General features: G+C 55.3%; 26 protein-coding genes. 12 read left to right on the forward strand and 14 right to left on the reverse strand.

Features of this window, described 5'->3' with window-relative positions:
* The first annotated feature begins 6 nt into the window (after positions 1–6).
* The 3 genes from ACR0AG_RS00055 (at position 7) to ACR0AG_RS00065 (ending at position 1,954) form a co-directional block, all read left to right on the forward strand.
* Positions 7–408: a DUF2160 domain-containing protein gene (locus ACR0AG_RS00055; RefSeq protein ID WP_480835160.1), complete on the forward strand. Its 402-nt coding sequence runs from the start codon at positions 7–9 to the stop codon at positions 406–408.
* Between the two features lie 66 nt (positions 409–474).
* Positions 475–870, forward strand: coding sequence for a BlaI/MecI/CopY family transcriptional regulator (locus ACR0AG_RS00060; RefSeq protein WP_136443804.1), 396 nt, complete (start codon positions 475–477; stop codon positions 868–870).
* Positions 857–1,954 (forward strand): M56 family metallopeptidase, encoded by a 1,098-nt coding sequence (locus ACR0AG_RS00065; RefSeq protein WP_480835162.1) that lies wholly within the window; start codon positions 857–859, stop codon positions 1,952–1,954. The genes ACR0AG_RS00060 and ACR0AG_RS00065 overlap by 14 nt, the downstream gene beginning before the upstream one ends.
* A gap of 537 nt (positions 1,955–2,491) precedes the next feature.
* Here the strand turns inward: ACR0AG_RS00065 and ACR0AG_RS00070 are convergent.
* The 5 genes from ACR0AG_RS00070 to ACR0AG_RS00090 all read right to left on the reverse strand — a co-directional run bounded on the left by ACR0AG_RS00070 (position 2,492) and on the right by ACR0AG_RS00090 (position 5,394).
* Positions 2,492–2,938, reverse strand: coding sequence for an AAA family ATPase (locus ACR0AG_RS00070; protein ID WP_480835164.1), 447 nt, complete (start codon positions 2,936–2,938; stop codon positions 2,492–2,494).
* A 126-nt stretch (positions 2,939–3,064) separates the two neighbouring features.
* Entirely contained in the window at positions 3,065–3,661 is a 597-nt protein-coding gene (locus ACR0AG_RS00075; RefSeq protein ID WP_480835166.1) for a LysE family translocator, read from the reverse strand.
* Positions 3,662–3,673: 12 nt separating this feature from the next.
* Complete coding sequence (locus ACR0AG_RS00080) at positions 3,674–4,072, reverse strand: RidA family protein (RefSeq protein ID WP_480835168.1); 399 nt, start codon at positions 4,070–4,072, stop codon at positions 3,674–3,676.
* Positions 4,073–4,180: 108 nt separating this feature from the next.
* The gene (locus ACR0AG_RS00085; protein WP_480835170.1) at positions 4,181–4,558 is read right to left on the reverse strand and encodes a nuclear transport factor 2 family protein; all 378 of its coding nucleotides are present in this window, start codon (positions 4,556–4,558) and stop codon (positions 4,181–4,183) included.
* On the reverse strand, positions 4,555–5,394 hold the full coding sequence (locus tag ACR0AG_RS00090; protein WP_480835172.1) for a PhzF family phenazine biosynthesis protein: 840 nt from the start codon (positions 5,392–5,394) through the stop codon (positions 4,555–4,557). Before ACR0AG_RS00090 ends, ACR0AG_RS00085 begins: the two co-directional genes overlap by 4 nt.
* 123 nt (positions 5,395–5,517) lie before the next feature.
* Here ACR0AG_RS00090 and ACR0AG_RS00095 point away from each other — a divergent pair, with 123 nt between their 5' ends.
* Positions 5,518–5,970, forward strand: a complete 453-nt coding sequence (locus ACR0AG_RS00095) for an Lrp/AsnC family transcriptional regulator (protein WP_480835173.1) — start codon at positions 5,518–5,520, stop codon at positions 5,968–5,970.
* Between the two features lie 22 nt (positions 5,971–5,992).
* On the opposite strand, the gene ACR0AG_RS00100 is transcribed toward ACR0AG_RS00095, so the two are convergent.
* The gene (locus ACR0AG_RS00100; RefSeq protein ID WP_480835175.1) at positions 5,993–6,892 is read right to left on the reverse strand and encodes a LysR substrate-binding domain-containing protein; all 900 of its coding nucleotides are present in this window, start codon (positions 6,890–6,892) and stop codon (positions 5,993–5,995) included.
* A 330-nt stretch (positions 6,893–7,222) separates the two neighbouring features.
* Between ACR0AG_RS00100 and ACR0AG_RS00105 the strand changes: the two genes are divergently transcribed.
* The 7 genes from ACR0AG_RS00105 to ACR0AG_RS00135 all read left to right on the forward strand — a co-directional run bounded on the left by ACR0AG_RS00105 (position 7,223) and on the right by ACR0AG_RS00135 (position 12,018).
* Entirely contained in the window at positions 7,223–7,561 is a 339-nt protein-coding gene (locus ACR0AG_RS00105; protein WP_480835177.1) for a hypothetical protein, read from the forward strand.
* Between the two features lie 473 nt (positions 7,562–8,034).
* Positions 8,035–8,481, forward strand: a complete 447-nt coding sequence (locus ACR0AG_RS00110; protein ID WP_480835179.1) for a DUF2141 domain-containing protein — start codon at positions 8,035–8,037, stop codon at positions 8,479–8,481.
* Position 8,482: 1 nt separating this feature from the next.
* Positions 8,483–9,076, forward strand: coding sequence for a TetR/AcrR family transcriptional regulator (locus ACR0AG_RS00115; RefSeq protein WP_480835181.1), 594 nt, complete (start codon positions 8,483–8,485; stop codon positions 9,074–9,076).
* Complete coding sequence (locus tag ACR0AG_RS00120) at positions 9,073–9,324, forward strand: hypothetical protein (protein WP_480835183.1); 252 nt, start codon at positions 9,073–9,075, stop codon at positions 9,322–9,324. The genes ACR0AG_RS00115 and ACR0AG_RS00120 overlap by 4 nt, the downstream gene beginning before the upstream one ends.
* An 11-nt stretch (positions 9,325–9,335) precedes the next feature.
* Positions 9,336–10,490, forward strand: a complete 1,155-nt coding sequence (locus ACR0AG_RS00125) for an aromatic ring-hydroxylating oxygenase subunit alpha (RefSeq protein WP_480835185.1) — start codon at positions 9,336–9,338, stop codon at positions 10,488–10,490.
* Entirely contained in the window at positions 10,487–11,548 is a 1,062-nt protein-coding gene (locus ACR0AG_RS00130) for a 2Fe-2S iron-sulfur cluster-binding protein (protein WP_480835186.1), read from the forward strand. The genes ACR0AG_RS00125 and ACR0AG_RS00130 overlap by 4 nt, the downstream gene beginning before the upstream one ends.
* A 62-nt stretch (positions 11,549–11,610) precedes the next feature.
* Positions 11,611–12,018, forward strand: coding sequence for a hypothetical protein (locus tag ACR0AG_RS00135; protein WP_480835188.1), 408 nt, complete (start codon positions 11,611–11,613; stop codon positions 12,016–12,018).
* A 497-nt stretch (positions 12,019–12,515) separates the two neighbouring features.
* Here ACR0AG_RS00135 and ACR0AG_RS00140 read toward each other — a convergent pair whose 3' ends face one another.
* The 8 genes from ACR0AG_RS00140 to ACR0AG_RS00175 all read right to left on the reverse strand — a co-directional run bounded on the left by ACR0AG_RS00140 (position 12,516) and on the right by ACR0AG_RS00175 (position 21,204).
* On the reverse strand, positions 12,516–12,755 hold the full coding sequence (locus ACR0AG_RS00140; protein ID WP_480835190.1) for a hypothetical protein: 240 nt from the start codon (positions 12,753–12,755) through the stop codon (positions 12,516–12,518).
* Between the two features lie 1,314 nt (positions 12,756–14,069).
* Positions 14,070–15,464: an FGGY-family carbohydrate kinase gene (locus tag ACR0AG_RS00145; protein ID WP_480835192.1), complete on the reverse strand. Its 1,395-nt coding sequence runs from the start codon at positions 15,462–15,464 to the stop codon at positions 14,070–14,072.
* On the reverse strand, positions 15,461–15,775 hold the full coding sequence (rhaM, locus tag ACR0AG_RS00150; protein ID WP_058272415.1) for an L-rhamnose mutarotase: 315 nt from the start codon (positions 15,773–15,775) through the stop codon (positions 15,461–15,463). Before rhaM ends, ACR0AG_RS00145 begins: the two co-directional genes overlap by 4 nt.
* Before the next feature lies 1 nt (position 15,776).
* Positions 15,777–16,760 carry an ABC transporter permease gene (locus ACR0AG_RS00155; protein ID WP_480835194.1) on the reverse strand — a complete coding sequence of 328 codons (984 nt, stop codon included), beginning with the start codon at positions 16,758–16,760 and terminating at the stop codon, positions 15,777–15,779.
* On the reverse strand, positions 16,757–17,737 hold the full coding sequence (locus ACR0AG_RS00160; protein ID WP_480835196.1) for an ABC transporter permease: 981 nt from the start codon (positions 17,735–17,737) through the stop codon (positions 16,757–16,759). Before ACR0AG_RS00160 ends, ACR0AG_RS00155 begins: the two co-directional genes overlap by 4 nt.
* Positions 17,734–19,275, reverse strand: a complete 1,542-nt coding sequence (locus tag ACR0AG_RS00165) for a sugar ABC transporter ATP-binding protein (RefSeq protein WP_480835198.1) — start codon at positions 19,273–19,275, stop codon at positions 17,734–17,736. Before ACR0AG_RS00165 ends, ACR0AG_RS00160 begins: the two co-directional genes overlap by 4 nt.
* Positions 19,276–19,352: 77 nt before the next feature.
* Complete coding sequence (gene rhaS / locus ACR0AG_RS00170) at positions 19,353–20,351, reverse strand: rhamnose ABC transporter substrate-binding protein (RefSeq protein WP_058272419.1); 999 nt, start codon at positions 20,349–20,351, stop codon at positions 19,353–19,355.
* A gap of 49 nt (positions 20,352–20,400) precedes the next feature.
* Positions 20,401–21,204, reverse strand: a complete 804-nt coding sequence (locus tag ACR0AG_RS00175) for a DeoR/GlpR family DNA-binding transcription regulator (RefSeq protein WP_480835200.1) — start codon at positions 21,202–21,204, stop codon at positions 20,401–20,403.
* A 146-nt stretch (positions 21,205–21,350) separates the two neighbouring features.
* Between ACR0AG_RS00175 and ACR0AG_RS00180 the strand changes: the two genes are divergently transcribed.
* Positions 21,351–23,492, forward strand: coding sequence for a bifunctional rhamnulose-1-phosphate aldolase/short-chain dehydrogenase (locus tag ACR0AG_RS00180; RefSeq protein ID WP_480835202.1), 2,142 nt, complete (start codon positions 21,351–21,353; stop codon positions 23,490–23,492).
* Positions 23,493–23,497 lie beyond the last annotated feature (5 nt).

Below are 23,497 nucleotides of genomic sequence, written 5' to 3' on the forward strand. Positions count from 1 at the left end.
TTCGATATGCGTAAACTTCTTCTCACCCTGCCTTTCCTGCCTTCAGTTGCCTATGCTCAACAGGCCGGTTGGGGCAGCGTCGGCCAGCAAGAGGAAAAAGTGTTCTCGTGGACCGCTCCTTTGTGGCCGGATTTCTGGATGGCATGGACCCCGGCCACACTGGCGGTATTCATCGGTATCTTTTCGGCCATCGCCCTAATTGGTTTGCTGGAAGGGTTCAAATTCCGAGACGGGATCGAGCGTCGCGGCGTGCTGGGGTTGACCACTACGCTGGGGGATCGGCTGTTCATCACGCTGCTGGGCTCGACCTATATCTTCCTGGCCTGGCTCGGGTTGATGGGCCAACCTGTTTGGACGCCTCTCTTCCTGTCCATTGGTTGGGGCGTCTTCGTCTTCTGGAAAGTTTAGGCTTTGCGAAACAGCGAAAGGATGCTTGTCTGTCAGGTAAACTAAAAAATGGCGACACCGAGTTCGATGCGAAAGAAAAAAACAACAAATCTGCTGACCGAAGTGGAACTTGAGTTCATGAACGAACTATGGGCACTTGGTCAGGGTTCGGTCCGTGAAGTCCTTGATCGCCTGCCACCTGATCGCAATCTGGCCTACACGTCAGGCGCCACGATTCTGCGAATCCTTGATGAAAAAGGGTTCGTCGAAAGCGAGAAGAATGGTAAGTCGCTGATCTACAGACCGCTTCTGGAGAAGGACAGGTATCAGTCGCGGTCGCTACAGAATCTGTCCCGGACCCTGTTTGACGACACACCCGCGACGCTGGTTGCGAGGCTGGTCGACGATGAGGGACTTACAGAAGATGACCTAGAGGAGATTCGAGCACTGGTAGAGAGGAGACTGCAAAATGACAGCGGTTAAACCGGTTCTCGACGCATTTCTCGAGTTCAACGTTGTGCTTGGACTATCGGCGCTGATCTGGCTGGTCCTGCGCGGGGCCCTTGCGATGACACCCATGCGGTACGGCTTTGTTGCTCAGCTTCGGTCGCTCAAGGTACTTTGCATTGGCGTTATGCTCAGCCCTGTTCTGGCGATGGGCGTTTCGGGTTTTTTCGCTCAGGTGTGGCCCGGACGCTTTGTGGCGCTGGGCGATATCGCAGTAGCGGCCTATCTGCGCGGTGAAATTGCCATGCCGGCTGCACAGTTCGAGACCCTTCTGAACACGCGCGAACGCTGGGTTGATCATGTCCTGTCCGGCGGCTCTGTCTTTGTGACATGCACGTTGATTGCGGTGTCTTTGATAGCGGCTGTTCTGGCAGTTCGGGTTGCTCTGAACGCGCTTGCAATTCGCAACGCTGTAAGGTCCAGCTTTCTGTGGCGGCAATCCTCTAAGGTGGATATCCGGATCTCGGATCGCGTCACCGTGCCGTTTGCAGTGCGCGGCCTTCGTCGCCGTCACGTCGTTTTGCCCAGCCATCTGCTGAACTCGCCGCGCGATCTGCGCTTTGCTCTGGCACATGAATTCCAGCACATCCGCGCGCTAGACGTGGAATGGGAACTGGGTTTCGAACTTCTGCGCCCGCTGCTGTTCTGGAACCCTGCCTATCTTGCTATGAAACATCAGTTTGATCGGCTTCGAGAATTAGCCTGCGATCAGTCTGTTGTCTCGCGCAAAGGGATTGACGCGACCGACTATATCGCCTGTCTGCTGGACTACTGCACGCGATCGATTAAGTTGAAAACCCCCCGCATTCTTCATGTTGCCCTGGTTAGCGGGCCGAAAGCAAAGCATGTTCTGCGCCAGCGTGTGATTGCCCTGACCGATGCGCCGGTAGCGACAACCCAATTATCAGTTGTCTTCATCGGGTCTACACTTTCCCTGGTTGCTATGCTTGCCATTGGTTCGGCCTCGGTGCGTCAAACTCAGGATTGGACCCATGATCGTCTGATGCTTTCGACGGTTGTAAATTTGGAACGGCTGGAAGCTCGGAATCAGGGAAATTGATGGGCTGAAATTTAAGTCCGATGTGGGTTGCAGAGTCGGCCTAACGAGCATTGCTGGCAAGTTAGTCGCAGGTTCGGCGCGACGGTGCTGCTGGCTTTCAATGAGCCCAGATCCAAAGTACCACTGTCAACGGCTTTAATGCGGGCGCCAGTGTTGCTCGACATCGATTGACCGAGAACGATTTGATAGCAGCCAATGGCAGCAATCAGAGCTTCGCGGTCACCCTTTCCAGATGCAGCATCTGGAACTATAGGCTCAGCGCTGACCTTAGAGCAGGCGCAGCATAAGCCATTGCCCTGTTATCCACGACTTACCCAACGGGCCAGAGCCGGCATAGGGAGTGGTCTCGGATTGCTGCTGTCCCAGCCCGTATAGCGGACATTAGCGCTCGCGCGCAATTCCCAGAGCTTTTTGATGGCCGTATCGCGCACTGGGCAGACATCCGGACTAAGCAATTCCACTTTCATCCAGCACGATTTCAACCCGCACGCTTACGGTTAGCCTTGGTAAAATCAAAACCTCGTAACCAAGGTTACTCTACGCACTTTCTATGCGATGATACTCCTCTACCGCAGCTTGAAAATCATGTTTGCGTCCAGCGTCACTTTCGAAGATCTCTTTCCAAGGTGGAAACAAAAACACTGGCGACGAGTAGACACGAGCATCGCCAATTGTTTCACAAAGCGATGGTCCGCGCGAGTGTTCTAATGCGACCGCGGCATCAATGAGGCCCCTGTCAAAAAACACTGGACCGCAGTGTAGTTGAGCCGCCTCTAAGTCAGATTGAGCGATTTCGACGGAGCGTATTGCGAAGGCCTCCATATCGATCCATGGCAGAGCTTTGCCGTCACCAAAAATTTCTTTCTCGACGATACGCCGACCCGGTTCCGATACAGTCGCAAATCCACGCTTGCTCAAAGCGTCAAGAAGCGTGGATTTTCCACCGCCTGAGCAACCCGTCAGCAATAAGAACCTGTTTCTCAAAGTTCGAACCTCTTCATATGTTCAATTCATGATCTACTTTGAAAACGAAGCAGTTTTTCAGTCTATGATATGGCTTCAGTTGAACCTACGACAGTAGAACCCGCAGAAGCTGGGAATTCGCTTCGCTCAAATCCAAATCTGTAAAATCGAAATCAACAGAAGTAGCGCCATTGCGCCGTTGAACATATGCCAATGCCAGTCAGAACGCAGTGACTTTGCGACGAACCCTCCTGCCAAAACCCAAAGCGACAGTGAAACACACGCGCACACCAGAAACACAGCGGCAAGAATACTGCCAAGCAGCAAGGGATCTGAGACCAAGTTGGAGAAAGACGAAGCGACTCCCACCGCCATCGCCCAAGCCTTTGGATTGACAAGCAACAGCGCCGCCCCGACGAGGAAACTCATGGGTTGTGTTTCGCTTACACGCATGGCCGAGGGAGAACCGGCAAATCCAATTTTGAGTGCCAGCCAGACAAGGTACGCTGACCCGATTGCTTTAATTGCAGAATTCAGAAAAGGCGTGGATTGCAGCGTGGCCGCAAGACTGGTTCCGGACACGGCCACCAGCAGCGCGAGTGCAATGGCGATACCCAAAATCAAAGGCAGGGTTTGCCGAAAGCCAAACCGCGCGCCAGAAGCTGTTGCAAGCGCTGTTGCACCGCCGGGGGAGCCTGTGGCGATCAGCGCAAAGAGTATAAGAGCCCAAATCTGATCCGGCATGTGTCATCCAGGTCAACGGGCCGCGGTAACTTCGATTTCAACGAGAAGATCTGGTGCTGCAAGGGCAGCAACGACCAAAGTCGTCACCGCTGGCGGATGTCCTTGGTTCCAACGGGCCTGGCGCAGTTTGGAAAGCTCGGGTATGAAAACCGCGTCGGTGACATAGTAAACAACGCGCAGAATGTCGGACGTATTCAGATCGCTGTCTTTGAGAAGTGCCTCAACGTTGTCCATCGCCTGATGGCATTGCTGCTCGAATCCCGTATGGGTTTTGCCATCCGGAGAGACGCCGATTTGCCCTGACAAAAATAAAAACGACTGCGGAGCAGTGATCTGGGTGCCATGCACATAGATACCTTGGTATTGTTCCGGTACAGCGCGCAACGAGGCCGGAGCCAATCGATTAATCATCTGATTTCCTTTGCGTGTTCGTAGTGTTGCCGCCAAAAATTTGGACCAAGTCGAAAATCAGCGCCAACAAAACATCAGGGCCAGGCATCAATGTTTGTTTTGGCTCGTTCAGCTCTGATCGGTAATACTGACGATCCGACCGCCTTCGATGCGAAACGCAGATGCCCCTCGGAATCGAAGCTGCTGCCCTGCTTTCCAGCCGTTGGGCAAATCAGCCGAAACAACCGCTGAATAGTCGATCTCAACCAAGGAGACGGTTCCGACCGTTATCATGTTTATCACCGCTTGATGACGAGTTTTGAACGCTTGAACGCCAGCAGAGGCCAAATCGGAAAAGGCTTGTTTTCCTGACCTTTCAACCGTGACGTCTCCGTCGACAATGTTTCGAAACACCACGTCGTCAGAAAGGCAAGCGATCATGCCGGCCACATCCATCTGGTTGTAGGCATCGATGTAGGCTGCAATTACTTCGGGAAGGTTGCTCATACTATGTCTCGCGCAGTGCCGGATACCCGTACCGAGTTACCTTTAACATCATCCAACGACACATGGATCAAGGATGGGCTGCCCATATCTTCACCCTGGCGGATGGTGAATTCACCCCCATGCGGCCAGTTGCTATCACGCAGGTACCCTGCAAAGGCCGCCGCCGCTGCGCCCGTTGCCGGGTCTTCCAGAACACCCCCCGAAGCGAATGCATTGCGCGCAATGAATGTCTGATCGGCTTCAATGAAGACAAGCATCACAGTGATCAAATCATAGTCGCGCATCACCTGACGCCCCCTGTCGAGATCATATGTCATTCCAGCCAATCGGGTCCGACTTTTCAGTGGTAGTACAACATGATCCGCGCCACCATGGATATGAGCCGGGGCTAGGCGTGGATCAAGGTCATCCACCGTCAGATCAAAGAGCGCCAGGATATCGCGCCTTTCTGCGTCGGTCATTGTGCGGCTTTTGGTCGGGGGTGACGACAAAGTGGCCACTATGCCGTCAGGTGTCGTGTCTGTGTCCACTGTGATCGTGGCGTCATTCAGGGTTAAGGAATAGGTGCCAGCCCCACTATGTCGCCCGAGCGCGGCGCCCAAGGCAATTGTCGCATGTCCACAGAATGGAACCTCAGATTCAGGAGAGAAGTAGCGAACGCGCCAACTCTTTTTCCCGCCATCCTGTGCAACGGCAAACGCAGTCTCTGAATATCCAACCTCAGCCGCGACCCGGGCCATTTCCTCGGTACTAGCTTCGCTTTCCAACAGCACAACACCTGCCGGATTCCCGCCTTCCGCTCCTTGGCTAAACGCCGCAATACGCTGGATATCCATCTTTGTCTCCTTAGTTCTGCTTACGGCAAACTATCGGAACGAACCGGATAATGTCCCATCACTTAGGAAGGGAAAATTGAAGATCTTCTTTCATATCATTGCCCAGTTTCCTACACTTCCTTCATGTCGAAAGAACTGGATCAAACAGACTGCCGAATCGTAGAGCTTCTCGATTCCTATGGCCGTATCAGCCTTGCCGAAATCGGTAAGAGTGTCGGCCTTTCCGGCCCTGCCGTCGGAGAACGCCTGCGCCACCTTCAGGAAAGCGGTTACCTCACAGGTTTTGGTGCCCGGATCGATTTGAGACGCTTTGGATACACAATCCAGGCTCTGGTCAGTATCAAACCAAGAAGTGGGCAGCTTCACATTGTTGAGAAGATGATCGAGGAGCAGCCTCGCTTTATGTCGTGTGACAGGGTCACTGGCGACGATTGCTATGTCGCGAGGTTACTTTTGAAAGAGATCAGCGAACTCGACGATATCCTTTTGCCTTTCCACGACCGGGCCGAGACCAACACGTCCATCGTAAAATCTTCGATCTTCGAGCACAGGTTGCCGCCTCTCGACCAGCCTTAGTCCTCGGAACGGCTTTTGGCATCTAGGATCGCCAGTCCTTCGTTTTTGCTTCCAGCCATTTCCTGAACCGCCGTATCTTTTTCGAATTGCGGTGGCTCTCGGGATAGACAAGCCAATAGCCGGACCCATCTTCACAGGTCAGATCGAAAGGTTGGATCAACCGCCCGCTTGCAAGCTCATCCTTGAAAAATGCAGGCGTTAGCATTGCGACACCCTGGCCTGACATGGCGGCGTTGGCTTCCAATACCTGAGGACCGAAATGTTGGCGGATTTCCTGTGGCATCTCCGGCCTCTCCAATCCCGCCTCTGCAAACCAACGGTTCCACCAGGGATCAGAGGGCGACAGAATGTGAAGGCGCATTAGGTCCTTGGGATCATGAACGCCGCCTATGCTTTCAGCCAGATCCTTGCTCAGCATCGGGGTAAAACGGGTCTGGATTAGCAAATGGCTCGAAAGTCCGCGCCAGTTGCCTTTGCCACCGCGAATGGCGACGTCGAAGCTGCTGGAGACAAAATCGGTCAGGGTTTCGCTCACCTCTACGCGCACCGCGATATTGGGATTGTCCATCTGAAATCCCCCCAGGTGCTGAGCGAGGAAATTGGTGGCAAATGTTGGAATGACACTGATTGCAAGCGTTTCCTGAGAAACGCCTTTCGCCTCGGCATAGGCGTCACTCAGAACGTTAAGCGCGCCGGTCGCCTTTTCCGCGAAACCGGCCCCAATATCTGTCAGGGAAACTCCGCGTGCCTCGCGACGGAAGAGTGGTGCGCCGACCCGTTCCTCAAGGATCTTGATCTGATAGCTGACAGCAGCCTGAGTCATCCCAAGCTTGTCTGCCGCAACCGTGAAGTTTTTGCACCTCGCTGCCTCTTCGAAAACCCGAATTGCAGCCAATGGCGGTAATTCACCTCGGGAAGCCATTCAATCTCCTTATGCTCTTTGGCTCGGTTTTATTTGTTTTAGAGCCCTTTAACTAGCCAAACGTATGGCAGTCATCAATTCAATGAATGTGAGAACCATATGAAACTGCCGACGTACTTTCATAGCTTTCTGAATCGATTTGGCGCAGGCCGCGGGAAAAAAACCGTTCACTTAGGTGAGTTTCAACACTGGTCTGGCCACATGAAAAGGGACATTGGCATGGATTACCCAGCGCCCCCAGGACGGTGTTACTTTCAGCGATCATCCTGGTAGTGCGAAAGCATCTCCAGGTCAGAATGGTCATCTCAACCTCTTATTTTTGGACAAATTGTGGACCCAAAGATCGCATCGGCTGAACACGTCTCACTCGAGGATTTGCGCCTGGCAATGAACGGCGTGTTTTCGGACTACACAGCCCCAATGCAACTGACCCGGCAGTCAATTGCATTCATGTTGAAGCAGAGAGGATTTGATCACCAAGCCTCGCGTGTTGCGCTTGTTGAAGGGCATGTCGCAGCCGTCAACGCCGTGGCGGATGAAGCGCGCTTCCGGGCAGCTTTCGACAACATTGGTCTGGTGGCCTATACGCTCTTTGACCTGGAGAACGGATACGCTGTTGCTGTTTCCAACCCTGAAAGCAACGTATCTACTTGTGGACTGAATCTGTGATTTGCAAGCAGGTTTGAAGCTAGCGTGCGGGACTAAGTCAACGAGGTCCTCCAGTGGATTGCCGACAAAAAAGCTGAGGGGATCTTGTCTGACATAAAGACACAAAGTCTGTGGAACAAGATAGGGTAAATGCGAACTACTTTATGTATCGCACTCCTGATAACCAGACCGATTGCCCGGTAATTTTTTTGGACACCGGATATACCAGGCTCAACCGGAATTGGGACTGATAATTGCAACGAATGAGCTCACTGTTTGTAGGGATTGTTTCGTTTAATGGTCGCAGACTGTCGGGCCGCATTCGAGGTTTTTTAGTCTTATTAAACGAGCCAAGGTCTGCGCCGCGGGACATAACGGACACTGATGATCTTTAGACGAACGGCTGCTCCACTTGAATCAAATTAACTGTCGCTATTGACAGTTAAAAGTATCACCCCTATTTGCTGTCACACTTGACAGCAAAGGGTTGCAAGTTGCTTGCACGAAAGTTCATAATCTCCTCTGCACTTGGTTTGATTTGCGATCTGAGCGCATCTGCCTTGGCTGCAGAAACTGGTGCGCTAGCCGCGAGCGTTGATGGAATGCACGACTCGAATGGCGTGCTGGTCGTTGCAGCTTTTGATGACGCGATCGAATTCGAAGCGAAAGATCTCATGTACGATACGGCCGCGGCAATCATTCCCACAAACGAGGAGCGCGTAGCATTGACATTCGATGACTTGCCAACCGGGCCATACGCAATTGCCGCCTCGCATGACGGAGATAGCGACGGCGATCTCGACCTCCACGGCGAAGTTCTGACCGAAGGGTATAGTTTTGCTTCCATCGGCCGAAGCGGTCTTCTGCTAAGGTTCGGCGATGCTCTGACTGTCAGGGAACAGAAGGCGTCCAGAACCCTTCCGCAGATCTACTGGAACTGACATGGTTGGTCGTCCGTCAAACCGCGATGATCGCTATGAACAGGTCATGCAGGCACTTATTCGCTGCGTGGCGCGCTACGGCGTCGAAGGTGCATCGCTCGCACAGATCGCAGAGGAAGCAGGGCTGAAACGCCCGTTGGTACGCCATCACCTTGGCAATCGCGAAGACGTCATCGCTGCGTTGCAAGATTACGTTTTTAGCGGCTTTTCTGATCAAACCGACGCGATGATTGCCGCTGCGCCACCAAACCACGGATCGAAGTGGCTTGTGGATACATTGTTTTTGGATGCCAGTGCATCCTCACCAGATTTGATTTTGGTCTTTGCCGCGCTGACGGCCCGAGCCTCTGAGGATGCCGATCTGCAGGCGAAGTGCCGCAAAGTTATCCTCGATTTCGAAGAGGCGGTGTCCTCAATTCTACGATCTGATCTCCCGGACGCTGACAACGGTCAGTTACAGGCAACAGCACACGGCATCGTCGCCGTCTATTTCAACGCAACATCTCTCGCCTCTCTGGGAATGCCAGAGGCGTGGGAAGCACGCGCTAAGACGGCGGCTCTGACGCTTCTTGACACTCTGAAAGACAAAACATGACCCGAACTCGATTGCTGAACTACGCCACCTTTGTGATCCTGATGATCTCAACGGCTTTTGGCTATCAGGCACTCTGGGGGTTTCTGTTTGTCTATTGGACGATCCCGAATTTTCATTCGGGGCACGCGTTTTTGCTATCCGAAGTGACCCGCGGCGAAGATCCCATCCTGTTCTGGCTGGTGCAGATTGCCTGGCTGGTCCTGGGATTGCTGCTGGTCGTGCTCGATTTCGTACCACAAACGGTCTGAGGAAGTTTCAAATGAAACCCATGCTGCATTTGTTGCCCGTTGAGGCCTACACCTCGCAAGAGTGGTTCGACCGCGAAATGCGCGACATCTTTTCCAAGACATGGCGCTATGCCGGGTTCATGGAAGATGTCAGCGAACCGGGCCAATATTTCACCGTTCAGGCCGGCTTGAACAACATCTTCGTTGTCATGGGCCGGGATCGACGCCTGCGCGCCTTTCACAATATCTGTCGGCACCGTGGAACACAGTTGATCCGCGCTGTGGGTAAGACGCAGAAGGCGTTAACCTGTCCCTATCACGATTGGACCTATGATCTTGAGGGCAACCTCGTCTCTGTTCCTGAGGAACAGGAAGAGTTCGGCAAGATCGATAAATCCTGCCTTGGTCTAAAGCCTGCCAAAGTAGATATCTGGAAGTCGATGATCTTTGTGCATCCCGACCCAGAAGCGCCATCGATTGCCGAATGGTTCGGCCCCACAGAGATGCATATCGGGCCGCATGTGCCCGAGGAACTGGTCGAGTACAAAGAGCTGAACAACAGCTATGAGATCAGAGCGAACTGGAAGGTCGTGGTCGAGAACTACATCGACGTTTACCATCTGAGCCATCTGCATTCGAACACGCTTCAGATGTATGATCACAAGGCAGCCCAATACCATTGGGAAGGCCCGCACTATATGTTTTGGGAACCGCCAGTTGAAGCTTACTTGAAGGATCAGGAAAGCAAGTTAATCGCTCCGCGCGTGATCCCGGAAGATATGAACGGTGCCTGGGTGCCCATGCTGTTTCCCGGTATCGGGCTTGCCGGGTCGGAAGATGGCTGGAACGTTTTCATCATCGAACCTCTTGGGCCAGAACTGACGCGCGTAAGCAATCGCGGGCGTGTATCCAACAGTTCGGGATGGGAATTCGCAAAACAGTCCATGAAATCCTCCAATTTCTGGACCAAATTCGGGTTGAGCGGCAAATACGAAGCGCATGACGCCATAAGCGAAGACGATCCGATGGTCGCTGGCGACTTTACCGGTGAGGATATCTATGCCTGTGAGCAACAGCAGAAATCCCTGAAATCACCCTATTTCGAAACCGGCCCGGCATCGGTCGGTGAAAGTCCTGTGATTGACCACCAAAAAGTGGTTCTTGAATGGTTGGGAGAAAAGTCATGACGCGAGACTTTCAGCCCCTTAGGGTTCATGACACCCGCGAGGAAATCGGTGGCTTGGCCAAGACAGTCATATTCGACGTGCCCGAGGCGTTGACGGAAACCTTCGCCTGGCGACCCGGTCAGCACCTTTCGTTCCGTTTTTTTATTGATGGCGCAGAACAACGCCGTAGCTATTCCATCTCGTCCTCACCTTTCACAGGTGATCCACTGCGGATTACAGTAAAGCGGGTCAAAGGCGGAGTCGTCAGCAACCACATCAATGACAATGTGAAAAAGGGGGACGTGATCGACGCCATGCCACCCTATGGTGGGTTTTGCCTCGATCCGAAACAGGGCGCACGTCGCACGCATTACTTCTTTGGCGCGGGGTCTGGCATTACGCCGCTTTACGCGATGCTCAGGTCTGTCATGGCGGCGGAGCCCAGCTCATTTGCGCATTTGGCTTACGGCAACAGCAACGAAAAGAGCATCCTGCTTGAGGATGAACTGCATGGCGTGTGGGCGTGCCATCCAGAACGGATGTCCATACATCATGTCTTCTCAAAGCCCGGGTGGTGGTCCAGCGCAGACTATTGGCGCAAAGGCATCCTGAACAACGACGCCATCGAAGCCTTGATCACAGAGAACCCGCCTTACGCTCAGGATGCCCATTACTATGTTTGTGGACCAGGCGGCATGAACAACGCCGTCAAAGCAGCGTTGATGTCGCTGGACGTGCCAGCAAACCGCATCCACATGGAAAGCTATGGCGGGGCTGCTGAACTTGATACGAGCGTCGAAGGTGTAGCATCGTCGATGGAGCTGTCGCTCGGCGGAGCGCAACATACCCTGAGCATTTCACAGGGCCAGACCATATTGGAAGCGGCCAAAACCGCAGGTTTGAATCCGCCATTCTCTTGCCAATCAGGTGTGTGCGGAGCATGCCGCGCCAAGCTGGTCTCCGGTGACGTACACATGCAAGCTCGCATGGCGCTAGAAGACAATGACATTGCAAATGGTGCGATTCTGACCTGTCAGTCTTTGCCGATGAGCAGCAAACTTTCGGTCAGCTATGATTAAGACGTTCTTCGGCGAAGAGGCCGGCACATTTTTATGGCGAGTATCGGTCCCAGACATGTCACATGGCGTATCAGTTTCACACTCGGCGCATACAGAGAGGTATTTTCACCAACTTCTTGTCGACCTGGTTTGTGTCCCTCATCGCACTCGGTGCGAGCTTCGTTGTTGGAAAAACTGCCGACGGAACGCTATATCTGACTGGGTGGGGAGCGCTGCTTCTCGGTCTGTCAACAATTGTCATGACTTCCACTATGTGGTCCTCCGACCCGGAGGCACTGCCATACCTTTCAATTCTGTCGCTTCCGGCAATTCCAAGCACCGCATACATATTGGTATCTGTTGCCGTGCCCGAAGCCGCGGAGCTTCGCAGCAAGCAGCTCTTTCGATGGCTGGTCGTCATCGATATTACCGTCAGCGGCCTAAGTTTTTTTGGTCGGAAAATTCAACTTCGCCTTCATGAATTGCCGTGATTTCAGCATTGCCGGGGACAAATTGCCTGGCAATTGTTGAAATGGTTAGGCGACTCCATCGCTTTTTGGCTGACCGATACGAGGAAAACAAAGGCTCCAGCAGCCGACAAACATTAGCAGCGCGGTATCAGCCTAACCGGATTCTTGGCAACTCGATGACGAGCGCCATTTAGCGAAGCCAAGACCTCCTTTTGTTCGGATGTCAAAGTGCTTTCCAAACCAACAACGACCAAGCAATCTTGGTCAGAAAATCCAGAAAAGACATCTTTTACAGTTCCGATGTGGCGCAGCATGTAGTTCCGGTAGTCCGCTACTTGGTGTTCGGTGTGGGTGACATCTGCAGAAGGGTGTCTTGCCCGAGTAATGAGCGTCTTTCCTGGGCATTCAATTTCAACTACGAGATCGCTTCCGCCAGAACGTTTCACGACGAAGTCAGGTTTCCCGGAGCCAAACAAGTTCGGTTATGGCCAGACTAGAGTTGCCACTGGGTCCAAAAGTTAAAGATTTGCCTCAAAGAAACCCTGAAAAATAGGTTCGTCATTCGTACTTGTATCAATGAGGCCTCGAAACCCATTTATCACCGAATTCCCAATGGCGAGCCACCGACTAGATGCAGCTCGAACGAGCTCTACCGCAGCAATGTCATCCCTGAAGCATTGTTTTTGAAGAACGCCACCAATCAAACTGGCGACGTCATCGGTGGCTTCTACCGAGAGCACCAGATCAACCAAAGCCATTTGAGCAGATAAGGATAGTTCACCAGCAACAGCGATCTGGGTCCAAAGATCTGCTGTAGCGCCGAGTGCAATTCTTGTTGGTCCTTTTCCAGCCGTCGCAGCCGCTAGAATGTCAAATACAAGCGTGCGGTTCGTATAGCTTTCGTTTTCCGCGAAAGCGCTTTATTTCCTCTACACCTGCATCTCCCCACGAGAGCAATGCGGTTCCTGCGGGTTCCTTGAACTCCCATTCGAAAGTATGCCCCCCGTAGTCGTCAGCAAATAGCCGACGAACATGTTCAATAGCTGTGGTACCTCCATCGTTCATGCACACCGTCAAAAACTTGTGCAGTACCTTCAGGTTCATCGCCGATGAATAAAACTCGTCAATAGCTTCTTATAACAAGCTGTTCTTCCTAAATTGTCCTTGCGGCAGGTGCGTAGAGAATGTCGTCACCAAACCGGTACAACCTCTACGAGCTTTTTCTACATTTAGTTGCTACCCGGATGGCACCCGACGCAAATCCAATGCGACCCAAACGGCATCAGAGTTGTAGTACGTGTTGTTTTTGCACAATTTAGATGATGCCCCGGGGGCGGATTCGAACCACCGACACGAGGATCTTCAATCCTTTAATCATAAACTGCACAGATTCATCTCATGGTTACTCAACGCGGAAGTACTGAATGTCCAATTTGCAGAATATCGTGAGTTTCTGGCTGCATCGCAGCGAAGATCCGTTTGCCCCCTTTGGCGCTGTTTCCAGGGCCTTCAGAATTCGTGTGCCGAGGCGGTTTTTGGAAACTAGGCAACCAGAAAACTGGGCTGAGAACCAATTGCAAAACCGCCAGTTTTGGTAAAAGCTGCACTCTTACTCGACAAAAGTTGCGTTTCAAGCCGGACAAGTTCCAATTTATACCGAGCGACACATATTTTCGGAGAATGGTGGCTGTGCAGACAATTTGCAGCTAGCCAGTCTCAACTAAATTATCCCTGATAACAGGGATTTTTTCAGGGAAAACTTAGGGGTTTAGGCCATCTTCGGTGGTTTGGAGCTCGAAGTTACTCTTAAAGACAGTCGCTTACATGGATTTTCCCTAGATCGGTTTACAGGGAATTTTTCTCTGATTATCAGGCAATTTCTTGCGACTAACAGGGAAGAGGATAGGGGAGAGCGAGCCAAACAAACCTGATCTGAAAGTCCGAAGCAGACGTTCGTGCGAAGGGTAGCGAATAGCTGTTATGAGCCCATTCCGCTCAGTTTCACGCTGATCCCCAATGTCTGTTATCGGAGTTCCGTGCAGGTTTTTAGGGTATCCTATTTTTAGGGTATCCTATGGGCGTGGTTCCAGGCCTGCTTTTGCTGCTCTGTGCCAACTGTTCGCGTAACGTTGGTAGCTCACGTCGGTCTTGTGAAAATAGGTTTCGACGTCGAAGGCCACGCGCTCGGGGAGTGCGCCTGTCGCCAAGAGGGCGGCTCCCTGACTCGTCCCTGTTGCGGTGACGGTCGCGTCGACCCTGCAATTTGTCGCCGCGGCGAGCATACTGGCGAAGCCTTTGTTCCTGGCAAATGGACCTTCGACGATAATGGGGCCCTTGTGTCCGGTCAGCGACAGGCATTCCGCGGTCATCAATCCGAGGTAAAAACTCACCGCCGCCGCGCGTTCCTGGGTTCCGGGCAAAGGCTCTGACCCCATCCAGCTGTGTTTTTGCCCCTGAAACGGCCCGCTGTCCGGGACCATTGCGGGCAAGAGCATGGGGCCGTCTTTCGCGACCAGGTCAAGGAATTGCTCTGCACATTGGGCGGTTTGACCGTTCATCGCCAACTCGAACTCGCGTCCCCCCATGAAACGGGCGGAGGGTACCGGGGCACCCAGTGCGTTGACGTTAAGAAGCGTGTCTCGCGAAGGTTTCAGCGTTACTTCTTCGCCGCCGATGGTCATAGCAATGACCCATGTCCCGGTCGAAACGACGGAAAACGGCCCGGTTCGGGTCAGTATATGAGGCAAAAGTGATGCGTTTGAATCGTGGATGCCACAGTGCACCGGCGTGTCAAAGCGCAGGCCGGTTTGCGATGCGATGTGCGGCAACACGGGTCCGAGAACCTCCGCAGATTTGCGCGCGGGCGCCATTTTTTCAGATATACCCAACCGTTCGACCAACGAAGAATAGTGCACCTTGGACGGTTTCCACAGATCCGTGTGACAACCAAGGGACGACACGTCGCTGGCCGGCACTCCTGTCAAGCGATGTCCCCAGTACTGCGGATAGGTAACAATGGTGGCGGTGCGTTCGCGAAGCGCGGGGTCCTGCTCAAATTGCCAATGCAACTGCGCACCCAGGTTCAGACCCATCGGCAACCTTGGCGATCCGGTTTCCTCAAAGGGCGGGCGGATGGCGTCGTACGCCGCGGCCAGATCATCAGGGCCTGTGTGCTCATAGTCGAGGATCGGGGCAGCAAGGGCGCCGTCTGGCGCGATCAGGGCACAAGACGCCCCGTGGGTCGTGATGGAAATGGCATCTACGCCGTGCGCCTTCTGAAACTGCTCCAACCCGTCCAGAAGGAAGCACCAGATCGCCTCAACATCAAAGTGCGGATAGGGTGGAGCGGCGAGAACCATGTTAGGCCGGGTCAGCACCTCCACTTCGGACATGTCAGTCGCATCGACCAGCGCAAGCTTGGCGTTGGTCTTGCCGATGTCGATGACGGCGATGTGCCGGGGGGTCATGGCATGTGGAAGACGGGCGTCAGCGGCACCGCCACGGGTTCGTTGTCGGGCTTGGTTTCCATTATGTCCGCCATATGCGCCCACCATCGCTGCATGATCTCGTTGCGGGGCAAGGCATCCATTTTGTGGTCGTCGGTGCGCCAAAGGACGCCAAAAAGAATGTTCGTTTCTTCGTCCAGATGGATCGAATAGTCAGACACGCCCGCGTCTTTCAGCAGCGTGGCAAGCTCTGGCCAGATCTCATCGTGGCGCTTTTCGTATTCATCCCTGCAGCCCGGGTTGAGCTTCATCTTGAAGGCGTATTTTTCCATGTCAGCCCCTCCACATCGTCCAGAGCCGGGGCAGCGCGATGACCGAGATCAGCAACGCCCCGATAACAATCGACATCACGATACCGGGCACGTTCAGCAAGCCAAGTCCGAAAGTCACAAGCCCCATGACAAAGGCCGCGATCACAACGCCGGGGATGGAGCCGGAGCCGCCGAGGATGTTGACCCCGCCAAGGACGACCATGGTCACGATCTCAAGTTCCCACCCGAAGGCAATGGAGGGTCGGGTCGAGCCGAGGCGGGATGTCAGGCAGACGGCGGCGACCCCGGACATCAGGCCCGTCAACAGGAAAAGGGTGAACTTCACCCGGCCCACCCGAATGCCCGAAAACAGCGCCCCGGTGGCATTGTTTCCGATGGCATAGACCGCGCGGCCGAAATTGGTCATGTGCAGGATGACCGCGTAGATCACCACAATGATGGCGAAAAGGACGAATTCGAAGGAAATCACCCACCAGACATAGCCCTGCCCGAAGAAGGCGAAATCGGCTGGATAGCCCTTGTAAACCTGATCGCCCAACACGATGGAACTGATCCCGCGGAAAAGGCTCATCGTGCCGATGGTGACGACGATGGATGGCAGGCCAAGGCCGGTGACGAGGAAACCGTTTACCGCCCCACAGGCCAGACCGACGGCCAGACCGATAAGGACCAGCCCCTCTGTCCCGACACCCGCCTGCACGGCGGCGCCCATGGCGGTCGAGGCCAGTGCGATGATCGCGGCGACGCTGAGGTCGATTTCGCCAGAGATGATAAGCAGGACCATGGCAAAGGCGATCATCGCCTTTTCGGTGAAGTTGAAGGTCGCGTCGGAGAGGTTCCAGGCATTCAGGAAATAGGGTGAGGCGAAACTGTTGGCGATGAAGATGCCGATTGCGACCAGCATCAGCAGGCTTTCCCACCTTTTTAGGTTCCGCTCCAGCGGCGAGCGCAGGCGATCGGGGATCGAGCGTGTCGTCGTAATCATGTCGCGTGCTCCGCGCGTTTTAGGATGACGCGGCCCTTCGTCCGGTTGGCCTGGGCGTTTAGAACAACCGCGATGATGATCGCACCGCCCGAGATGGCCATCTGCCAGAAGGGAGATATGTTCACGACCGGCAGGGCATTGGCAATGATGCCGAGGAACAGCGCGCCCAGCAGCGCGCCGGGGACCGAACCGATGCCTCCCATGATCGACACGCCGCCAATTACGCAGGCCGCCACGACGGTCAATTCAAACCCCCCGGCAACATCGACATAGGCAACCGCGAAGCGGGAGACCCAGAGGTATCCGGTCAGACCGGCCAGCGCGCCAGATATCGTGAAGGCCCAGAACTGGGTCCGGCCCACGTTGATCCCGGCATAGGTCGCCGCATGGGGGTTGCCCCCGGCAGCGTAGAAGGCGCGGCCCAGGGTGGTGCGGGTCATGACGATGGTGAAAAGGATCACCGCCGCGATGGCAAACCAGCTTAGCACCGGAAGGCCAAGAAGCTCGGTGCGCGGGAATGCCTTGAAAGTGTCGCTCATCTCGTGGCTGTTGACCCATTTGCCCTCGGTCAGAAGGAAGATGGTTCCCCGGAAGATGGTCATGGTGCCAAGCGTCACCACGATAGGCGGGATGTCCAGTTTCCACACAAGGATACCGTTGAACATTCCAAGGCACGCCCCGAACCCGGTGGCCACGGCCAGCGTTACGAAAATCGGCAGACCTGGTGCCGAGATATTGATCAGGGACACGACCATGCCGGTCAGCGCGAGGTTGGCGGCGACAGAGAGGTCGATGCACTTCGTCAAGATCACGATCATCTGGCCGATAGCCAGCAGGATCAGCGGCGAGGTGTCGTTGAAGACGGCAGCCAGGTTCGACAGCGTGATAAACGCCGGGAATCGGCTTGAGATGATGCCAAGCACCAATGCGATGGCGACCAGTAGCAAAAGTTCGCGGGCGGCGAGGATACGTTTCATTGCGCGGCTTCCCTGATCCCTGCGGCGTGGCTGACAAGCGTTTCGGGCGTGATCTGGTCGCGGGCCAGTTCCGCCACTATGCGCCCCTCGCGCATGACGATCACACGATCCGACATGCCCACGATCTCGGGGATTTCGGAACTGACCATGATGACGGCGAGCCCTTGCGCGGCAAGCTCCGCCATGAATTCATGCACGGCGGCCTTGGACCCGATGTCGATGCCCTTGGTGGGTTCGTCCAGGATGATGACCTTGGGCTGGGTGGCGAGCCATTTGGCGATCACTACCTTCTGCTGGTTGCCGCCCGACAGGTTGCCGACATCGGTGTCCAGCGAAGCGGCGCGCAGGTCGAGACGTTCGGTATACTCGCGCGCCAGCTTGAATTCCTCGGCCAGCCTGATGAACCCCTTGCGCGAGGTGCGAGCGAGTGACGGCAGCGTCACGTTCTGAAAAATCGGCAGCGCGCCTATTGTGCCTTGTTTGCCCCGGTCCTCCGGGACATAGACGATGCCACTTGCGACCGCGTCGGCGGGCGATGCAATCGAAACCGGTGCCCCGTCGATCCTCACGGTTCCGCCCGAGAGGCGGGTGATCCCGAAAAGGGCCTGCATGAGTTCGGACCGACCTGCGCCGACCAGCCCGTAGAACCCGAGGATTTCGCCGCGCCTGAGCGTGAAACCGATGTCCGCGAATTCGGTCGGGTGGTCGTACCCTGCGACTTCGAGGATATCGTGGCCGACGTTGTGGTCGCGTTCGGGGAAAATCTGGCTTACGTCGCGGCCCACCATAAGCTTGACCAGTTCCGGCTCACTGACATCTACAATCGCCCCTTCGCCGACCATCTGGCCGTCGCGATAGACGGTGTAGAAATCGGCGATGCGGAAGATCTCGTCAAACTTGTGGCTAATGAAGAGGATCGCCTTGCCTTGCGCCTTCAGGCTTTCAACGAGTTCGTAAAGCTCTTCGATTTCTTTCTGACTGAGGGCTGCGGTCGGTTCGTCCATGATCACAACGCGCGCGTCGATGGACAGCGCCCGGGAAATGGCAACCAGGTGCTTGTTCGCCGTTCCAAGGTCCTTGAGCGTCGCGCCCGGATCAATCTTGGCCCCGATTCCATCCAGAATCTCGCGCGCACGGGTCGCCATGGCAGTTTTGTCGATCAGGCCAAATCGCCCCTTTGGCGCATGGCCGAGAAAGATGTTTTCCGCCACCGTCAGTTCGTCGAAAAGGACGGTTTCCTGATGGATGGCGGTCACGCCAGCAGTTTCGGCGGATTGCGGTGTCGGGAAACTGAGAGCCTCGCCATCGATCCGGATGTCACCCTCGTCGGGTTGATAAATGCCCGTCAGAACCTTCACCACGGTAGACTTGCCAGCACCGTTTTCGCCCACCAATGCCGTGACCTTGCCCGGGTAGAGGTTTAGCGAAACATCTGAAAGGGCCCGCACGCCGGGAAATGTCTTGGTCACGCCGGACAGGCTCAGAAGCGGTGTAGGGGCGGCGGCGTTCGACACGTCTGGTCTCAATTCCAACTGCATGGACGGTGTTTCTGGATGTGGGAAGAGTGGGGTGTCGGGGCGTGGGTCATCGCACACGCCCAGACACGTCGTTCAGATTAGAAGATCGACTTGAACTGTTCGATGTTCGAGCTGTCGTAGGTGAACGGATCAGCCATGGCTGCCGAGCCGGTGTCATCCAGCGTCACCGAGCCCATGCGGCCCATCGGGATTTCGGCACCGGCACCGGTTTCAGCACCGTTGGCGATTGCGTGCGCCAGCATGGTGGCCGAGTAGCCAAGGTCAATCGGGTTCCAGATCGCGAAGCTCTTGGTTGCACCGCTATCAACACAGCCTGCCATCTCGGACGGGAGGCCCAGACCGGTCACGTTGATCTCACCGATCTTGCCCGCGTCAGTCACCGCCTGGCAGGACGCCAGGATGCCAACGGTCGTTGGCGCGATGATCGCCTTCAGGTTAGGGTAGGATGCCATGAGGCCCTGTGCTTCTCGGTAGGATTTGTCGCTGAGGTCGTCGCCATAGACGGTGGCCACCAGATCTACGCCGTCATAGTTCGGAAGAACCTCTTTCGCGGCCTCGATCCAGGCGTTCTGGTTGGTTGCCGTGGCCGACGCCGACAGGATCGCGACTTCACCACCATCCGGCATGTGATCCGCGGCAAGCTTGATGATCGTATTGCCGATCAGTGGGGTCGAGGATGGGTTCAGGTGCATCTGGCGTCCGCCTTCAGCCACACCCGAGTCCCAGGAAATCACGGTGATACCGCGGTCCATCGCGCGTTTCAGCGCTGGCACAAGTGCATCGGGGTCGTTTGCCGAAATCGCGATGGCGTCGACACCCTGCGCGATCAGGGAGTTGATCACCTCGATCTGACCTTCCGCAGTGGTGTCGGTCGGGCCGGTGTAGATGATCTCGACATTGCCAAGTTCTCCGGCAGCCTCTTCAGCGCCTTCGGCGGCCGCTTCAAAGAAGCCGATCCCAAGCGCTTTTACGACCAGAGCGATGCGCATGTTGTCCTGCGCCATCGCCGTGGTGCCAAACATACCGGCAGCAAGGCTCATCCCTGCGACAAGTGATGTGAAAGTACGACGCTTCATGATAGTTCCTCCCAGAAAGTCATGTTTGGGTCTCGGGTTTCGGAGGCAGTCAAGAGGCCACCTCGTTTTCTTGAACGCTGCCCGACTGGGCAACGATCAGATTCACATCGGCAGCCTCAAGCATGGCCGCCGCCTTGTCAGGAATTCCTTCGTCGGTGATCACGGTCGTGATCCGGTCCAACTGGCAAAGCACCAGGCTGGAGCGCTGCGCGAATTTCGAACTGTCGACCAGAACGATAAGCTCATCCGCCTGTCCGATCAGTTTCTGTTCTGCCTGGATCAAAAGCGGATCGGCCTCCATCAGGCCGATGGGGCCCAGCCCCTGCGCCCCCATGAACATGCGCTTTGCATAGAAGTTGCGGGTCACGTCGTTGTCAAAGGGCGATAGGATTATGTTCTGTTCCCGGTAGATCGCGCCGCCTGACAACATGATCGTGTTCTTCGAATGCTTCAGCAGGTGCTCGGCAATCGGGAACGAATTGGTAAAGACCTGCATCCTGCGGTTGGCCAGCGGATGCACCATCTGAAAGGTCGTTGTGCCCCCGTTGATGATGATGCTGTCACCTTCGCTACACATCTCAACCGCCGCGCGCGAAATTGCCTGCTTCGCTGCGATATTCATGGTTTCGTTGACGACGAACGGACGGCCCGCCAGCCCGGCGAACTGCGGTGGCGTTATCGCCTCAGCGCCGCCTCTGACACGGCGTACCTTCTGTTTCATGTGAAGTGTTGAAATGTCGCGCCGGATGGTGGCTTCGGACACGCCGGTCAAGGTGCACAGGTCCCCAACCGTCACGACGGGGCGATCCTGCACCGCAGAAATGATGATCCTATGGCGTTCTTTTTCGTGCAAAGCCACCTCCCATTCACTCCACGCTGCGCAGATTCGCCGCAGCTGTCAATCATTTTCGATCACTTTCAATCACTCTGCATTGCAGAATGACTGTTTGTGATTGTTTTTGATTGACATAACGATGCACACTACTAAGCCTAAATGCGATGGTGCAGTACCGACCGCTGCATCGTGAGGAGGGCAGAACGTTGAAATCCATCGAAAATCAGCTTCTTGAGAACCGCTGGGATGACGCTGTGGCAGGTGGTATGTCCGAATCGGAACTGCTTCTCTATCGCTCCAACACGCTGGGATCGGATAAGCGCGTCACAAACTATGGCGGTGGCAATACCTCTGCGAAGGTCATGGAAACCGACCCACTGTCCGGCAAAGAGGTCGAGGTGCTCTGGGTCAAGGGTTCCGGCGGTGACATCGGGTCCATGAAACTTGACGGCTTCTCCACGCTATACATGGACAAGCTGAACGCGCTGAAGGGGCTTTATCGCGGGGTCGAGTTTGAAGATGAAATGGTCGGCTATCTGCCCCACTGCACCTTCAAACTGAACCCGCGCGCGGCCTCAATTGACACGCCCTTGCACGCCTATGTGCCGCGCAAACATGTCGATCACGTCCATGCCGACGCGATTATTGCGATCGCAGCGTCGAAGAATTCGAAGGAGCTGACCCAGGAAATTTTCGGTGACCGGATCGGTTGGCTGCCGTGGAAACGGCCGGGGTATGAACTGGGCTTGTGGCTTGAAAAGTTCTGCCTGGAAAACCCGGATGCCGATGGCGTTGTCCTTGAAAGTCACGGATTGTTCACATGGGCTGGCACGGCAAAAGACTGCTATGACTGCACCATCGACGTGATCAACGTCGCGACCAAGTGGTTGGCCGAAAAGACCGACGATGTTCCGGCCTTTGGCGGAGCGGTCCACGAGAGCCTCGCCCGGGAAGGTAGGCGGGCCGTTGCCGCCCGGCTAATGCCCGCGATCCGTGGCTTTGTTAGTGGCAACCAGCACATGGTCGGGCATTTCAACGACAGCGACTCGGTGCTTGAGTTCGTGAATTCTAAGGACATGGAGGCGCTGGCGGCTCTTGGTACGTCCTGCCCTGACCATTTCCTACGCACTAAGATACGCCCTTTGGTCGTCGGCTTCGATCCGGCCCAGAACAACATCGACGCAGTGCTTGAAGGCCTGCCCGCGCAAGTCGCGGCCTATCGTGAGGACTACACGGCCTACTACAACCGTTGCAAACACGATAACTCGCCTGCGCTTAGGGACCCCAACGCGGTTGTCTACCTGATCCCCGGGGTCGGCATGATCACCTTTGCCAAGGACAAGGGCACGGCCCGTGTTTCCGGCGAATTCTACGTCAACGCGATCAATGTTATGCGCGGGGCAAGTGCCGTCAGCGAATACTGCGGCCTGCCAGAGCAGGAAGCTTTTGACATTGAATACTGGCTGTTGGAAGAAGCCAAGTTGCAGCGCATGCCGAAACCAAAATCGCTGGCTGGTCGCGTCGCGCTGGTCACCGGCGGCGCCGGTGGCATAGGGTCGGCAACGGCAGAACGTTATCTGTCCGAGGGCGCCTGTGTCACGCTGGCCGACATCAATCCCGAAAGCCTCACCGCGACGGAAGGGGTCCTGACCCAGCAGTTCGGTAAGGACGTCGTGTGCACCGTCCTGATGGACGTCACGGATGAAAATGCCGTGGCCCACGCGTTGGCTGAAACATCCGTCGAATTTGGTGGCATCGACATCCTTGTCTCAAACGCCGGAATCGCATCCTCTGCCCCGGTTGAGGAAACGTCCCTCGACCTTTGGAACAAGAACATGGACATCTTGTCCACGGGTTATTTCCTCGTCAGCCGGGAAACTTTCAAGATCATGCGGGTGCAGGACATGGGCGGATCTATCGTTTTCGTGGCCTCGAAAAACGGGCTTGCCGCCTCGCCCAATGCCTCGGCCTATTGCACGGCGAAGGCCTCGGAAATCCACTTGGCTCGTTGCCTTGCGCTGGAAGGTGCTGAGGTCGGGATCAGGGTCAACGTTGTGAACCCGGATGCGGTGTTGCGGGGTTCCAAGATCTGGGAGGGCGATTGGCTGGATCAGCGGGCTTCGACCTACGGCACGGATAAGGAGGGGCTGGAAGAGATGTACCGCAACCGATCCATGCTGAAACGCTCAGTCCTGCCGGAAGATATCGCCGAGGCCTGTTATTTCTTCGCCGCCGAGACGTCGGCCAAATCCACGGGTAACATTCTGAACGTAGATGCGGGCAACGTTCAGGCCTTCACGCGATAGGGAGA

The sequence above is a fragment of the Ruegeria sp. H6 genome, from assembly GCF_056532975.1.

What these genes read in the sequence shown, in the direction of transcription:
- ACR0AG_RS00055 (WP_480835160.1), top strand. Translation starts at nt 7, where the DNA reads ATGCGTAAACTTCTTCTCACCCTGCCTTTCCTGCCTTCAGTTGCCTAT.
- ACR0AG_RS00060 (WP_136443804.1), top strand. Translation starts at nt 475, where the DNA reads ATGCGAAAGAAAAAAACAACAAATCTGCTGACCGAAGTGGAACTTGAG.
- ACR0AG_RS00065 (WP_480835162.1), top strand. Translation starts at nt 857, where the DNA reads ATGACAGCGGTTAAACCGGTTCTCGACGCATTTCTCGAGTTCAACGTT.
- ACR0AG_RS00075 (WP_480835166.1), bottom strand. Translation starts at nt 3,661, where the DNA reads ATGCCGGATCAGATTTGGGCTCTTATACTCTTTGCGCTGATCGCCACA.
- ACR0AG_RS00080 (WP_480835168.1), bottom strand. Translation starts at nt 4,072, where the DNA reads ATGATTAATCGATTGGCTCCGGCCTCGTTGCGCGCTGTACCGGAACAA.
- ACR0AG_RS00085 (WP_480835170.1), bottom strand. Translation starts at nt 4,558, where the DNA reads ATGAGCAACCTTCCCGAAGTAATTGCAGCCTACATCGATGCCTACAAC.
- ACR0AG_RS00090 (WP_480835172.1), bottom strand. Translation starts at nt 5,394, where the DNA reads ATGGATATCCAGCGTATTGCGGCGTTTAGCCAAGGAGCGGAAGGCGGG.
- ACR0AG_RS00095 (WP_480835173.1), top strand. Translation starts at nt 5,518, where the DNA reads ATGTCGAAAGAACTGGATCAAACAGACTGCCGAATCGTAGAGCTTCTC.
- ACR0AG_RS00100 (WP_480835175.1), bottom strand. Translation starts at nt 6,892, where the DNA reads ATGGCTTCCCGAGGTGAATTACCGCCATTGGCTGCAATTCGGGTTTTC.
- ACR0AG_RS00115 (WP_480835181.1), top strand. Translation starts at nt 8,483, where the DNA reads ATGGTTGGTCGTCCGTCAAACCGCGATGATCGCTATGAACAGGTCATG.
- ACR0AG_RS00120 (WP_480835183.1), top strand. Translation starts at nt 9,073, where the DNA reads ATGACCCGAACTCGATTGCTGAACTACGCCACCTTTGTGATCCTGATG.
- ACR0AG_RS00125 (WP_480835185.1), top strand. Translation starts at nt 9,336, where the DNA reads ATGAAACCCATGCTGCATTTGTTGCCCGTTGAGGCCTACACCTCGCAA.
- ACR0AG_RS00130 (WP_480835186.1), top strand. Translation starts at nt 10,487, where the DNA reads ATGACGCGAGACTTTCAGCCCCTTAGGGTTCATGACACCCGCGAGGAA.
- ACR0AG_RS00135 (WP_480835188.1), top strand. Translation starts at nt 11,611, where the DNA reads ATGGCGTATCAGTTTCACACTCGGCGCATACAGAGAGGTATTTTCACC.
- ACR0AG_RS00140 (WP_480835190.1), bottom strand. Translation starts at nt 12,755, where the DNA reads ATGGCTTTGGTTGATCTGGTGCTCTCGGTAGAAGCCACCGATGACGTC.
- ACR0AG_RS00145 (WP_480835192.1), bottom strand. Translation starts at nt 15,464, where the DNA reads ATGACCCCCCGGCACATCGCCGTCATCGACATCGGCAAGACCAACGCC.
- rhaM (WP_058272415.1), bottom strand. Translation starts at nt 15,775, where the DNA reads ATGGAAAAATACGCCTTCAAGATGAAGCTCAACCCGGGCTGCAGGGAT.
- ACR0AG_RS00155 (WP_480835194.1), bottom strand. Translation starts at nt 16,760, where the DNA reads ATGATTACGACGACACGCTCGATCCCCGATCGCCTGCGCTCGCCGCTG.
- ACR0AG_RS00160 (WP_480835196.1), bottom strand. Translation starts at nt 17,737, where the DNA reads ATGAAACGTATCCTCGCCGCCCGCGAACTTTTGCTACTGGTCGCCATC.
- ACR0AG_RS00165 (WP_480835198.1), bottom strand. Translation starts at nt 19,275, where the DNA reads ATGCAGTTGGAATTGAGACCAGACGTGTCGAACGCCGCCGCCCCTACA.
- rhaS (WP_058272419.1), bottom strand. Translation starts at nt 20,351, where the DNA reads ATGAAGCGTCGTACTTTCACATCACTTGTCGCAGGGATGAGCCTTGCT.
- ACR0AG_RS00180 (WP_480835202.1), top strand. Translation starts at nt 21,351, where the DNA reads ATGGTGCAGTACCGACCGCTGCATCGTGAGGAGGGCAGAACGTTGAAA.